At 74.8% G+C, this 13,732-nt stretch carries 9 protein-coding genes; 6 read left to right on the top strand and 3 right to left on the bottom strand.

The features are described 5' to 3' along the window. Positions 1-74 precede the first annotated feature (74 nt). Together IEW03_RS17515 and IEW03_RS17510 are read left to right on the top strand one after the other, a co-directional pair. Positions 75-1,163, top strand: a complete 1,089-nt coding sequence (locus IEW03_RS17515; protein WP_188524992.1) for a diacylglycerol/lipid kinase family protein — start codon at positions 75-77, stop codon at positions 1,161-1,163. Positions 1,164-1,317: 154 nt separating this feature from the next. Continuing rightward, positions 1,318-6,087, top strand: a complete 4,770-nt coding sequence (locus IEW03_RS17510; protein WP_188524991.1) for a hypothetical protein — start codon at positions 1,318-1,320, stop codon at positions 6,085-6,087. On the opposite strand, the gene lgt is transcribed toward IEW03_RS17510, so the two are convergent. Together lgt and IEW03_RS17500 are read right to left on the bottom strand one after the other, a co-directional pair. Continuing rightward, positions 5,973-6,971, bottom strand: coding sequence for a prolipoprotein diacylglyceryl transferase (gene lgt / locus IEW03_RS17505; protein ID WP_188524990.1), 999 nt, complete (start codon positions 6,969-6,971; stop codon positions 5,973-5,975). The genes IEW03_RS17510 and lgt overlap by 115 nt on opposite strands. Before the next feature lie 90 nt (positions 6,972-7,061). Beyond that, positions 7,062-8,612, bottom strand: a complete 1,551-nt coding sequence (locus IEW03_RS17500) for a SulP family inorganic anion transporter (RefSeq protein WP_188524989.1) — start codon at positions 8,610-8,612, stop codon at positions 7,062-7,064. Between the two features lie 243 nt (positions 8,613-8,855). Between IEW03_RS17500 and IEW03_RS17495 the strand changes: the two genes are divergently transcribed. Next, positions 8,856-9,257: a MerR family transcriptional regulator gene (locus tag IEW03_RS17495; RefSeq protein ID WP_188524988.1), complete on the top strand. Its 402-nt coding sequence runs from the start codon at positions 8,856-8,858 to the stop codon at positions 9,255-9,257. Positions 9,258-9,277: 20 nt separating this feature from the next. Here IEW03_RS17495 and IEW03_RS17490 read toward each other — a convergent pair whose 3' ends face one another. Continuing rightward, entirely contained in the window at positions 9,278-10,483 is a 1,206-nt protein-coding gene (locus IEW03_RS17490) for an ROK family transcriptional regulator (protein ID WP_188524987.1), read from the bottom strand. 101 nt (positions 10,484-10,584) lie between these two features. On the opposite strand from IEW03_RS17490, the gene IEW03_RS17485 reads away from it, so the two are divergent. Genes IEW03_RS17485 through IEW03_RS17475 form a run of 3 tightly spaced genes read left to right on the top strand, consistent with a single transcriptional unit; the run spans position 10,585 to position 13,708 of the window. Further along, entirely contained in the window at positions 10,585-11,838 is a 1,254-nt protein-coding gene (locus IEW03_RS17485; protein ID WP_188524986.1) for an ABC transporter substrate-binding protein, read from the top strand. 53 nt (positions 11,839-11,891) lie between these two features. Continuing rightward, positions 11,892-12,812 (top strand): carbohydrate ABC transporter permease, encoded by a 921-nt coding sequence (locus IEW03_RS17480; RefSeq protein WP_188524985.1) that lies wholly within the window; start codon positions 11,892-11,894, stop codon positions 12,810-12,812. Then, positions 12,809-13,708, top strand: coding sequence for a carbohydrate ABC transporter permease (locus tag IEW03_RS17475; RefSeq protein ID WP_188524984.1), 900 nt, complete (start codon positions 12,809-12,811; stop codon positions 13,706-13,708). Before IEW03_RS17480 ends, IEW03_RS17475 begins: the two co-directional genes overlap by 4 nt. Positions 13,709-13,732 lie beyond the last annotated feature (24 nt).

Below are 13,732 nucleotides of genomic sequence, written 5' to 3'. Positions count from 1 at the left end.
CGAGCCGCACGGCCTCGGCGCGGGCGGGAGGACCTCGGCGGGTCGGGACCGGGGTTTCGGCATAGGTTGCCCTCATGCCGTGGGGAGTCTGGATCGGGATCGTCGCACTGGTCGTCGCTCTCGCCGCGCTCGGGGTCGCGCTGCTGCTCTGGCGTCGGGCGCATGCGCGCACGTCGGCGCCCGAGACGACGCCCGACGACGACGCCGAGGCCGGGGTGCGCCTCGCCGTCGTCATCAACCCGTCGAAGGAGGGTGCCGCCGACGTGCGCGCGACGGTCGAGCGCGTGTGCGCCGACGCCGCGATGCCCACCCCCCGGTTCTACGAGACCACCATGGACGACCCCGGCACCGGCCAGGCCCGCGCGGCGCTCGCCGACGGCGCGGAGGTGGTGGTGGCCGCCGGCGGCGACGGGACCGTGCGTGCCGTCGCGGAGGCGCTGACGGGCACGGGCCGCGCCATGGGGCTGCTCCCCGTCGGCACCGGCAACCTCCTGGCCCGCAACCTCGACATCCCGCTCACCTCGGTGGCGGACGCGCTGGCCGTCGTGCTGGGCGGCCGCGACCGCACCATCGACGTCGGCCGGGCGCGCGTCACCGAGTTCGCCCCCGACGCCGAGCTGCCCGACGACCCCGACGCCACGCACGTCTTCCTCGTCATCGCCGGCCTGGGCTTCGACGCGGCGATGGTCGCGGACGCCGACGACCAGCTCAAGGCCCGGGTCGGCTGGGTGGCGTACTTCCTGGCCGGCGCCCGGCACCTGCACGGGCGCCGCATGCGCGCCACGATCCGCCTCGACGACGGCGAGGCGGTCGAGGCCCGGCTGCGCAGCGTCATGGTCGGCAACTGCGGGCGGCTGCCCGGCGGGATCACCCTGCTGCCGGACGCGATCATCGACGACGGGGAGCTCGACGTCGCCGCGATCGACACGCGCGGCGGGCTCGCCGGGTGGGCGCAGCTGCTGGGCGAGGTCGTCGCGCAGGGCCTGGGCGTGCGCAACGACCTGCCCGGCAAGATCGGCCGCATCGACCACATCCGCGCCAAGCGGGCCGTCGTCCGCGTCGACGGGGGCGAGCAGGCGCAGGTCGACGGCGACCCCCTCGGCCGTGCCGTGGAGCTCGAGACGTGGGTGGACCCGTCCGCCCTCGTCGTGCGGACCGGCTGACGCCGCAGCGCAACCGCAGGCGTCAGCCGCACCACAACCGCTGACGCCATCGGCGCTACGGAGGGGTGGGGGCCGAGGGCTGATCGCGTGAACGTCCGGGGGCGACGACGGCACGGGCCGGGCCGCGGGGACGCCCCCGCATAGGCTGGCCTGCGTGATCAGCCCTGCCCGCACGCTCTCGGCCGCCCGTGCCCCCCGCACCCTCGTGGTCCTCGCGGGCGTGGCGGCGGTGCTGCTCCTGCTGCTCACCACGCTCGCCGGCGCCGCGCGGGCGACGGCCGGCACGCTGTCGGCTCCTGCGGGATCGGCGGGCGCGGCGGGTTCAACGAGCACGGCGGGCACGGCCCGGGCCGCCGGCGACGCGGCGCCGGACACCCCGCTGGTCGTCGCGGGCGTGGCGGGGCTGCAGTGGTCGGACGTGGACGCGGGCCGCACGCCGAACCTGTGGCGGCTCATCGGCGGCGGGTCCGTCGCGTCGGTCGCCGTGCGCACGATCACGCCGACGTGCCCGCTCGACGCGTGGCTGACGTTCTCCGCCGGCGCCAAGGTCGTGGCCCAGGGCGACGACGACGCGACGCCGTCCGGCGTCGACCCCGACCAGGAGGAAGGCGCCGACGCCGCGGACGCGCAGGACGGCGACGCAGCGCGCGGGTGCCCGACGCTGCCGGCGCCGGCCGCGACGCAGGGCGACGCCGTGCCCGCGCACGTGCCCGGCTGGTCCGACCTCACGACCACGGACCCGGTGCTGCCCGCGACCGCCGAGCCGGGCGCGCTCGGCGACCTCACCGACGTCGCCGGCACGTGCGCGACGGCGGTGGGCCCGGGGGCGGCGGTCGCGCTCGCCGACGCGGGCGGCAGCGTGCCGCGCTACCTGTCCGACCCCGGGCAGCTCACGGCGGAGCACGTGGCGGCCTGCCCGGCCACCGTCGTCGACCTGGGCGAGCTGCCCGACGCCGCCGGCAAGCGCAGCAGCGCCGTCCAGGAGCTCGACGCCCAGGTCGGCCGGCTCTCGCAGCTGCTGCCGGGCGGCGGCCGCCTGGTCGTCGCGGGCGTCTCCGACACGCCGCTCGGCCCGTCGGACCTGCAGGTCGTCGTCGACTGGACCGCCCCCGGCGGGCGGGCGACCTGGCTCACGTCGACGTCGTCCCGCTGGGTCGGCGTCGTGGTGCTGGCCGACCTGTCGGCGACCATCGCCGACGCCGTGACCGGCGGCGGGCTCTCCGGCACGGCGCCCGAGGACGAGGCGGACGAGGGCGACGGCGCCGCCGACGACGCCGAGCCCGACCCCCTCACCGAGGCGCTCGCCCCCTTCACCGGATCGCCGCTGGAACGCGGCGACGACCGCCGCATCTCCGTGGCGCGCACGGTGGAGAACCGCCAGTACCTGAGCGTGCTCACCGACACCGTGCCGCGCCTGTCCCCGCTCCTGGTGGGCCTCGTGGTGCTGGCCGACGTCGCGGTGGTCGCGGCCCTGCTCCTCGCACGCCGACGGGCCACGCCGGGCTCCCGGGGCCCGTCGCCGTCCCCTGCCCCCTCCGGCCTCCGCATCGGGACCGCCCTGCTCGTGGTCGCGTCGAGCCTGCCCGTGGCGGCGTCGCTCGCGACGCTGTCGCGCTGGTGGGCCTGGCCGTCGCCCGTGATGACGCTCGTCCTGTCGCTGACGGTGGCGGCCCTGGTCGCGGCGCTGGTCGCGTGGGCCGCCCGCCGGCTCCTGCCGCCGTCCCCGTGGCGGCTGACGACGTGCCTCGCCGGCGTCACCTGGCTGGTGCTCACGGTCGACGGCCTCACCGGCACGACCCTCCAGCAGGGGTCGCTGCTCGGCCCCGCGCCGTCGCTCGGCGCACGGTTCTACGGCTTCTCGAACACGGTCTTCGCCGTCTACGCGGTGGCGGGGATCGTCCTGGCGGCCGGGCTCGCGGCCGTCCTGCGCGCCCGGGGCCGGGGCCGGATCGTGGCCGCGTGGGCTGCGGGCGCGGTGGGCGTCGTGACGGTCCTCGTCGACGGGCTGCCCCCGTTCGGTGCCGACCTGGGCGGGATCCTCGCGCTGGTGCCCGGCTTCGCGGTGCTCGTGCTCGGCGTCGCCGGCGTCCGCGTGACGTGGCGGCGGGCGCTGCTGGTCGGTGCGGGCACCGTCGCCGTGGTCGCCGTCGTCGCCGTCGTGGACTGGTGGGCCGGCGGCGGCAGCAGCCACCTGGGCGGCTTCGTGCAGTCGGTCGTCGACGGCCGGGCGCTCAGCGTCGTGGCGGGCAAGGCCGCGGGCGCCTGGGCGACGGTCGCGAACCCGGCCGGCGCGGCCGCGCTGGCCGTCTGCGGTGTGGCGGCGTGGGCGGTGCTCGCCCCCTCCCGCGCCCGGCTCGAGGGCGTCGCCGCGGCGTACCGCGGCGACGCGATGCTGCGCCGGCTCGTCGTGGCCCTCGTCGTCACCGCCGCCGTCGGCACCCTGCTCAACGACTCCGGCATCGCGGTCGCGTTCCTCGTGCTCGTGCTGGCCCTGCCCGTGGTGCTCGCCGGACGGCTGGAGCACGCGGCCGGGCAGGAGGCCGGGCAGCGGGCCGGGCAGGCCGCCCCGGCGACCCGCGAGCCCGGGATCCGGCGCATGCCGACGATCCTGCTCACCGTGAGCGGGACCGCGCTCGTGCTGCTGCTGCTCGCCTCCCAGGTGATGTCCGCGGCGGGCCTGCGCTCGGAGTCGGACGCCGCGCAGGCGGGCGCGCAGGTCGCCCCCACGCGCGCGGACACGGTCGCGACCGACGGGCCCCTCGTCGTCGTCGGCACGACCGGCGTGCGGTGGGACGACGTCGCCGAGGGGCGCGCGCCCACCCTGCACCGGCTGCTCGCCGACGGCGCGGGCGCGGGCGGCATCGCGCAGCCGACGGGCTCCGCGAGCCGGTGCGTCGTGGGGGGCTGGCTGGCCCTGTCGGCCGGCACGCTCACCGAGGTCGCGACCGAGCGGGCGCCGGACGGGACCTGGGCCTGCCCGAGCCCGCGGCCCGAGCCCGCGGGCGACGGCGCCACGGTCGCCGGCTGGCCGGGGCTGGTCGACCTCCAGCAGGGGTCCACCTACCAGGCCCGGCTGGGCTCGCTCGGGTCCCAGCTCGCCCCCGCCACCTGCGCGACCGCCGTCGGCCCCGGCGCGGCGCTGGCGCTCGCCGGGCCGGACGGCGACGTCGCGCGGTACCGCGACCTCGACGCCGCCCTGGCCCCGGGTGCCGACGCGTACGACTGCCCCATCACCGTGGTGGACGCGGGCGACGCCACGTCGCCCCCGGTGGACCCGGAGCTGACCGGGGACGAGGCGCGGGCGGCCCGCGAGGACGTGCACGCCGACCGCCTGCGGTCCGTCGACGACACGGTGCGCCGCGTGCTCGCCGCCACCCCGGACGACGCGACCGTGCTGGTCGCCGACCTCGCCGGCACCCCCGGCACCCGCCCGGTGCTCGGCGCCGCGCTCGCCCGGGCCGCGTCCGGCGGACCCGACCAGCCGCGCTTCCTCACGAGCGCCGCGACCCGCACCGACGGCGTCGCTCGCGTCCTCGACGTCCCCGCGACCGTGCTCGGCGCCGCCGGGATCACGCCGGCGGCGCCCGTCCAGGACACGCCCCTCGCGTGGGGCTCCCCGCGCCCCGCGGACTCGGCGTCGTCGGCCACGTCCCTCGCCGACCTGACCGAGCTCGACCACGTGCGCCGCGCGGTGTACACGTCGTTCGTCGACGCACCGCTGTACGCGGGACTGGCTCTCGCGGGGGCCTGCCTGCTGCTCGGGCCCCGCTCGGCCCGGGCGCGGACGGCCCGCGAACGGGCCCGCTGGCGCACGGCGTGGGGCTGGGCCCGCGGCGCCGCCCTGGTGCTGGCCGCGATGCCCAGCGCCGCGTTCCTCGTGTCGCTCACGGGGTGGTGGCACATCGACCAGCCGATGGTCGCCGTCGTCGCGTCCACCGTGGGGGCCACCGCCGTCGTGGCGGCGCTGGGTGCGCTCGCGCCGCGACGACCGGTGTGGCTCGGGCCCAGCATCCTCGCGGGCATCGCTTTCGTCGTGCTCACCCTGGACGCCTTCATCGGGACGCCGCTCAACCGGGCGAGCCCGCTGGGCTCCGCCCCCACCTTCGGGGCGCGCTTCTACGGGTTCGGCAACCCGACCTTCTCCGTGTACGCCGTCGCGGCCCTCGTGGTCGCGGCGGGGATCGCGCAGTGGCTGGTGCACCGCGGCCGCCGCGGTGCCGCGGCGGCCGTCGTGGCGGGGATCGGCGTGGTGACGATGGTCGTCGACGTGTGGCCCACCCTGGGCGCCGACCTCGGCGGCGGGCTCGTCGTCGTGCCCGCGTTCGCGGTGCTCGGGCTCGCCGCCTCCGGCGCCCGGCTCACCTGGCGCCGCTTCTTCGGGGTGGCCGCGGCCGGCGTCGCCGCCGTGGCGGCCGTCGGCGTGCTCGACTGGATGCGGCCCGCGGACGAGCGCTCGCACCTGGGGCGCTTCGTCGGCCAGGCGATCGACGGCGAGGCGTGGGAGACGCTGTGGCGCAAGGCCGGCTACGCCGCACGGTCGCTGCTCGGCGGGGTACCGGTCTGGCTCACCCTCCTGGTGCTGGTGGCGTGCGCCCTGCTGCTGTTCGCGCCCGGGCGGTTCACCCCGCGCTGGTTCGCCGTCACCGAGGAGGCGTGGCCGCTGCTGCGCCCGACCGTGCTCGCGGTGTGGATCGTGTGCGTGGCCGGCTCGGTCGTCAACGACTTCGGGGCGCGGATCGCGGTGATCGCCCTCGTGCCCGCGGTCCCGCTGCTCACCGCCGCCGTGCTGCACGCGCGGTGGCCGGAGCCCTACCCGGCGGAGGTGGGCTCCTCCGCCGAGGATCCCGTGGATCCCGCAGAGCCGGCCGTGGAGCCCGTGGACGCCGGCTCCGGTTCCCGACCGGGGCCCCTGCCGGGGAGGTAGACGGAGGTCTCGGGCTCCGGGTGCTGGCGCGCCCGGACGACGAACAGCGCGACCCCCAGCGCGATCGCCACGAGCGACGTCCAGATGTTGGCCGGGACGCCGAGCGGCGCGTTGCTCGTGGGGTCGATGCGGACCGCCTCCAGCCAGCTGCGCCCGAGGCCGTACCAGACCAGGTACAGCGCGAACAGCCGGCCCCAGCGCAGCCCGTACCCCGGCTCGCCGACGGCGTCCGCCCTGACCTCGCCACGCCGGCGTGCCAGGCGCTCGACGAGCAGCAGCACGGCGACACCGAGGAGGTTCCACAGCATCTCGTACAGGAAGATCGGGTGGAACAGGGTCGCGTCGGGGTGGCCCGCCACCGCGCCGTCGATCTCCAGGCCCCACGGCAGCGTCGTCGGCGCGCCGTACAGCTCCTGGTTCACATAGTTGCCGAGGCGCCCCACGGCCTGCGCCGCGAGCATGGCGGGGGCGAGCGCATCGGCGAACGACCAGAACCGCAGCCCCGCACGCCGGCACCCGATCCACACGCCGAGCGCCCCGCCGAGCAGGGCGCCGTAGATCGCGATGCCCCCGTCCCAGACGCGCACCCACTCCCAGTAGCCCCAAGGCCCCGTGCCGTCCGTGTAGTCGCCCAGGTGGGTGAGCACGTGGTAGATCCGCGCGACGACGATGCCCAGCGGGACGGCCCAGAAGACGACGTCGAGCGTCACCTCGCGGTCGGCGCCGCGCGCGACGAGCCGCCGGTGGGTGACGTACGTGGCCAGGGCGATGGCCGCCAGCAGGCACAGCGCATAGGTGTGGACGGTCAGCGGCCCCAGGGAGAACTGGGACCACGACGGGTCGGGGCTGGGGATGGACGCGGTGATCCCCGCTGCGGCCGGCATGGCCCCGAATCTACCCCCCGCCCGTCGGCGCCGGTCACGGGGCCGGTCGCAGGGCCGGTCGCAGGGCCGGTCGCAGGGCCGGTCGTCAGGTCAGTGGCCGGCGCCGAGGTTGCCGCCGAGCCGGTCGAGCCGCGCCGCGCTGTCGGCGTCGAGGCCACGGAAGGTCACGACCTTGCCGTGCGCGGCGTACTTGTGCTGGACGGCGTCCAGCGCGGCGACGGTCGAGGCGTCCCACACGTGCGCGTTCGACATGTCGATGACGACGCGCCCCGGGTCCGCGGTGTAGTCGAACTGGTAGACGAGGTCGTTCGAGGAGGCGAAGAACAGCTCGCCGTCCACGGCGTACACCCGCTCGTCGTCGGCGTCGGAGGCGTCCAGGCGGGTGACGGTCGTCAGGTGCGACACCCGCTGCAGGAACAGCACCGCGGCGACGGCCACGCCGACGACGACGCCGTAGGCGAGGTTGTGCGTGACCACGGTGACGACGACGGTCGCCAGCATGACCGCGGTCTCCGACCTCGGCATCCGCCGCAGCGTGGACGGCCGGACCGAGTGCCAGTCGAACGTGCCGACCGCCACCATGATCATCACGGCCACGAGCGCCGCCATCGGCATGATCGCGACCACGTCGCCGAGCCCGACGACGAGGACGAGCAGGAACACGCCGGCGAGGAACGTCGACAGGCGGGTGCGGGCGCCGGACGACTTCACGTTGATCATCGTCTGGCCGATCATGGCGCAGCCGCCCATGCCGCCGAAGAGGCCGGTGACGACGTTCGCGACGCCCTGGCCCCAGGACTCGCGCGTCTTGTTCGAGTGCGTGTCGGTGATGTCGTCGACGAGCTTCGCGGTGAGCAGCGACTCGATGAGGCCGACCAGCGCCATGGCCAGGGCGTACGGAGCGATGATCTGCAGCGTCTCCAGGTTCGGCGGGACGTCCGGGAGGAACAGCGTCGGCAGCGACTCCGGCAGCGCCCCCTCGTCGCCGACCGTGGGGACCGCGACCGACGCGGCCACGGCGACCAGCGTGAGCAGCACGATCGCCACGAGCGGCGCCGGCACGACCTTCGTCAGGCGCGGGAAGAACACCATGATCGCGATGCCGGCGGCCACCATGGGGTACACGGCGAACGGCACGCCGGCCAGGTGCGGGAGCTGGGACGTGAAGATGAGGATCGCGAGCGCGTTGACGAAGCCCACCATGACCGAGCGCGGGATGAACCGCATGAGCCGGGCCACGCCGAGCACGCCGAGCACCACCTGCAGCAGGCCGCCGAGGAGGACGGTCGCGACGAGGTAGTCCAGGCCGTGGTCGCGCACCACGGGCGCGACCACGAGGGCGACGGCGCCGGTGGCGGCGGAGATCATCGCCGGCCGGCCACCGACGAACGAGATCGTCACGGCCATCGTGAACGCCGCGAACAGGCCGATGCGCGGGTCCACCCCGGCGATGATCGAGAACGCGATGGCCTCGGGGATGAGCGCCAGGGCGACCACCAGCCCGCCCAGTACCTCGGTCCGCAGGCGGCGCGCCGAGGAGAAGGCGGCGCGGAACGAGCCCGGGGACGCTGCCTCGGGCGCGCCGGTCACCGGCTGCGGTTCGGGCGCGGGGTCGGGCAGCGAGGCGCGCAGGTCCGCCATGGGGCTCCGTTCGTCGCGGGGCGGCCGGTGGCACGCCCGGGCGGGGCACGCGTCGTGGTGACGGCGCTCCTCCCCCGATGGTCATGGTCGAGGGGCGCGTCGTCGCGCTGAGAAGTTCGAGGAGGCCGCGGGGACGTCGGGCACGAGCGCCCGCGACCGCCACGGACTCTACCCTCACGTGAGGGTAGAGTTCCACTCCGCCGGCGGCGGGCGCACCGCGCGGCATCGGTCAGACTGGATCCCATGACCGAGCTCTCCCCCGACGCGACCCTCCACATCGGGGCCGTGGCGACCCGCACCGGGCTGTCGCTGCGCACGCTGCGGCACTACGACGAGGTGGGGCTGGTGCGGCCATCAGCTCGCAGCGAGGGCGGCTTTCGCCTCTACACGGAGGACGACGTCGAGCGCCTCCTGCTGGTCCGGCGCATGAAGCCGCTGGGCTTCACGCTCGACGAGATGGCCGAGCTGCTGGAGATCACCGACGTCCTCGAGGCGGGCACGCTCGACGACGGCGGAGACGACACCGGCGGCGACGCACGCGCCCGGCTCGCCGGCTATCTCGTCGCGGCCACCGAGCGCCGCGCCGCCCTCGCCCGCAAGCTCGACATGGCCGACGAGTTCATCGCGCTGCTGCGCTCACGCTGACCCGGTCCGGGCGGGCGCGGTCAGCCGGCGAGCTCGCGGTCCAGGGCGTGGGCCCGGACAAGGCCGACCGCCTGCCGGACGGCACCCGTGCGCACGACGTCGGGGCCCAGGTCGGAGATCACGACCTCGAGCGCGGGGTCGTGCAGGTGGGCGGGGAGCAGGGTCCGGGCGTGCTCGACCACGGGCCCCAGGGACGGCGCCATCGCGCCGGTGACGACGACGCGGTCCAGGTCCAGCAGCCCGGCGAGCACCACGCACACCCGGGCCAGCCGGTCGGCGAGGCCGGCGCAGATCCGCCGGGCGACGGCGTCCCCCGCCGCGGCCGCCGCGAGGACGTGCTCCGCGTCGAGCAGGTGCGGGTCGACCGCGGCGAGCGGGGTGCCCTCGGCCTCGCCGTCCGCGACGGCCGCCCGCGCCTCCTCCCTCGCCTGGGCCCCGAGGCCGTCGCTGGAGCCGACGCCGCGCACGAGGTCGAGGATCCGCAGCTCGCCGATCGCACCGCGCGGTCCGCGGCGCAGCTCCCCGTCGAGCACGACCCCCGCGCCGAGCCGCTCGCCCACGAGGAGCGCGGCGTACGCCGGTGACCCGCCGGCGTGCTCGGCCTCCGCCACGGCGGCGAGGTTGGCGTCGTTCTCGACCACCGTCTCCCAGCCGCGCGGCGCGAACAGGTCGCCGAGCCCGGGGTTCATGAGCGCCCAGAACGGGTTGCGCTCCCCCGCCGGCACGCCGGTCGTCGCCACGGGGGCGGGCACCCCGACGACGACGGCCGCGACCGCGTCGTCCCCCCGGCCGGTGTCCGCGAGCGCCTCGTCGACGGCGCCGAGGACGGCGGCCCGGCGCGCGTCCGCGCCGCTCTCCGGGTCGAGGTGGACCGCGCGGGAGGCCAGGACCCTGCCGTGCAGGTCCGCGACGGCGGCGGACACCCGGTGCTGGCCGGCGTCCACCCCGACGACGAGGGCGGCGTCGGGGCGGAACGCGTACCGCAGCGCCGGCCGGCCCTTCGTGTAGGCGCCGGCGGCGCGGGCGTCGTCGAGCTCGGTCAGCCACCCCCGGTCGGTGAGCGTCCGGCAGAGCGTGAGGACGGTCGAGCGAGCCAGCCCGGTCGCGGCCATGAGGGCGCTCGCCGTCACCGGCTCGCCGTCCCAGACCTCCTGCAGCACGCGTTCGGCGTTGAGCCGTCGCAGGAGGTTCGTCGAAGGCGTGCTGGCCTCCGCGCCGTTCGTCATCGCGCTCCGTTTCTCCGTGGGGTGGGACCAGTATGGTCTGCGAGTTGATTCTAGTGTTAGATTTTCGCCGCCAACATAGTTCGACGACGAACGGAGTGAGCATGAGGGCACGAGCGACGGCGGGCGCCCTGGGGGTCGCCCTGCTGGCCGGCCTCCTCACGGCCTGCGGCGCCGGCGACGGCGAGGCGGAGACCGTGAGGTTCACCTTCAGCAAGCGCGAGGCGATCCCCTACATGACCAAGGTCGTCGACGACTACAACGCGTCGCAGGACGACGTCCGCGTCGAGCTCGACACCTCGGGCGTCGACGTCGTCTCCGCGAGCTTCGTGCGCGGCAACCCGCCCGACCTCATGCTCGCCAATTACAACAACGAGGTCGCACGGTTCGTCGACCGCTGCACGCTCAGCGACCTGGGCGACACCCGGGCCGCGAGCGCGATCCGCACGGACCTGCAGCCCCTCATGGACCAGTACGGACGCTGCGAGGGCCGCACGAGCGCCCTGCCGTACTCCGTGATGGCCGCCTCGGTCATCTACAACAAGACGATCTTCGCCGAGCACGACCTCGAGGTGCCGCGGACGTGGAGCGAGCTGATCAAGGTCGCCGACACGCTCGCGGACGAAGGCGTGACACCGTTCTACGGCACCTTCAAGGACGACTGGACCGTCGCCCAGGGCTGGTTCGACTATGCGGTCGGCGGCCAGGTCGACACCATCGACTTCTTCGACCGGCTCGCCGCCGAGGGGTCCGACGTCGGCCCGCGCTCGGCCGCGTCCTTCGAGAAGGACTACACGCGCCCGCTCGAGCAGATGACGCAGCTCGCGGGCTACGTGAACGACGACGCCCCGAGCCGCGCCTACGGCGACGGCAACCTGGCCTTCGCCCAGGGCGAGGCCGCGATGTACCTCCAGGGGCCGTGGGCCTTCAGCGAGATCGCCAAGACCGCGCCCGACCTCGACCTCGGCACGTTCCCCCTGCCGATGACCGACGACCCGGCGGACCTGAAGGTGCGCGTCAACGTCGACCTCGCCGCCATCATCCCCGAGGGCTCGCAGCACCAGGAGGCCGCGCGCGACTTCCTCGAGCACCTGTACCGGCCGGAGGTCATCGAGCCCTACAACGAGTCCCAGCTCGGCTACACGCCCACGACCGACGCGCCACCGCCGTCCGACCCCCGCCTCGCGGGCATGACCGACTACTACGACACCGGGAAGGTCTACCAGGGCGCCTCGGTGCTCGTGCCCAAGACGATCCCCCTCACCAGCTACGCGCAGGGGATCGCGTTCGGCGAGGACGTGGGCACCACGATGCGCACCCTCGACGAGGACTGGGCCCGCCTGGCGATGCGCCAGTAGGCCCGCCGTCAGGAAGCCCTGCGCCACCGGAGCGGAACGAAGGAGTCTTGCTCATGTCCACCCTCACGACGACCCCGAAGGGCGCCGCCCGCCCGAAGCGGGGCGCCCCTCATCACACCAGGCGCGTCGAGCCGGTCTACTACCTCTTCCTGCTGCCGAGCCTCGTGCTGTTCACGCTGGCGATCCCGGTCCCGGCGATCATCGGCATCTTCTTCAGCTTCACGAACTCGATCGGCATCGGGGACTGGGAGCTCGTCGGCCTCGTCAACTACGTCGCCGCGTTCAGCGACCCGGCCATCTGGCAGAGCTACCTGTTCACGTTCGGGTTCTCGCTCGTCACCGTGCTCGTGGTGAACGTCGCCGCCTTCCTGCTGGCGGTCGGGCTGACGTCCCGCATCCGGCTGAAGGTGAGCCTGCGGGCCGTCTTCGTCATCCCGATGGTGGTCTCCGGCATCATCATCGCCTACGTCTTCAACTTCCTGTTCTCGAACTCCCTGCCGGCCGCGGGCACCTCGCTCGGCATCCCGTTCCTGAGCACGAGCCTGCTGGCGAACCCCGACCTCGCGTGGGTCGCGATCGTCGCCGTCACGGCGTGGCAGGCCGTCCCCGGCGCGCTGCTCATCTACATCGCGGGCCTGCTGGCCATCCCGGGCGACGTGTACGAGGCCGCCGAGATCGACGGCGCGAGCCGGGCGCAGCGGCTGACGCGGATCACCCTGCCGCTCATGGCGGGCTACGTGGTCATCAACGTCATCCTCGGCTTCAAGAACTTCCTCAACGCCTACGACATCATCGTCGGCCTGACGAACGGCGGGCCGGGCACGTCCACCCGGAGCGTCGCGATGACCATCATCACCGGGTTCAACAGCGGCGACTACGCCTACCAGATGGCCAACGCCACGATCTTCTTCGTGGTCGCCGTGCTGATCGCCTTTCTCCAGCTCTCGGTCACCCGCGGAAGGAACACCCTGTGACGACGACGCTCACCACGCCGCCCCGCTCCGAGACCTCCGCCCCGAGCGGCGCCCGCGGCCGGGCGAGGAAGCCGCGGGAGCGGTGGAACAGGCCGGGCACGCTCGTCCTCGTCCTGTGCTCCGTCACCGTGCTGCTCCCGCTCTACGTGACGCTCTCGATGGCCTTCAAGTCGCCGGCGCAGGCGGTCGACGGCAACGCGTTCTCGCTGCCCGCGCCGCTCAGCGTCCAGGGCTTCGTACAGGCGTGGCAGCTCACCGGGTTCCCCGTCGGCCTCGCGATGTCGCTGCTGGTCACGGCAGGCACGGTCGCGGCGACGATCCTGCTGGCCGCCCTCGCCTCCTACGCGATCATGCGCAACTGGGAGCGGCGCATGTTCCGCTGGTCGTTCTTCTACCTGCTCGGCGCGATGTTCATCCCGTTCCCCGTCGTCGCGCTGCCGCAGATCCAGCTCACCGGCCGACTCGGCCTCGACAACCCCGCGGGCGTGGTGCTGCTGGCGACCATGTTCCAGCTGAGCTTCAGCGTGCTGCTGTTCACCGCGTTCCTCCGGTCGATCCCGGCGGAGCTCGAGGAGAGCGCCCGCATCGACGGCGCGACGACGGCGCAGACGTTCTGGAGGCTCGTCTTCCCCCTGCTCGCGCCCATGAGCGCCACGGTCGGCATCTTTGCCTTCCTGTACGCGTGGAACGACTTCATGATGCCGTCACTCATCATCTCGGACCCCGCCCTGCAGACGCTGCCCGTGCGGCAGCAGCTGTTCCAGACCCAGTTCTCCAACAACTACAACGTCTCGTTCGCCTCGTACCTCATGGCGATGGCGCCCGCGATCGTCGCCTACCTGTTCACGCAGCGCTGGGTGATGCAGGGCGTCACCCAGGGCGCCGTGAAGGGCTGAACCCGGCCCCCGGACCGCACCACA

It is taken from the genome of Isoptericola cucumis, assembly GCF_014635665.1.
Lineage (GTDB): Bacteria > Actinomycetota > Actinomycetes > Actinomycetales > Cellulomonadaceae > Isoptericola > Isoptericola cucumis.
Note: the sequence above shows the minus strand (reverse complement) of the source record. Positions and strands in the feature narration are given on the sequence as shown.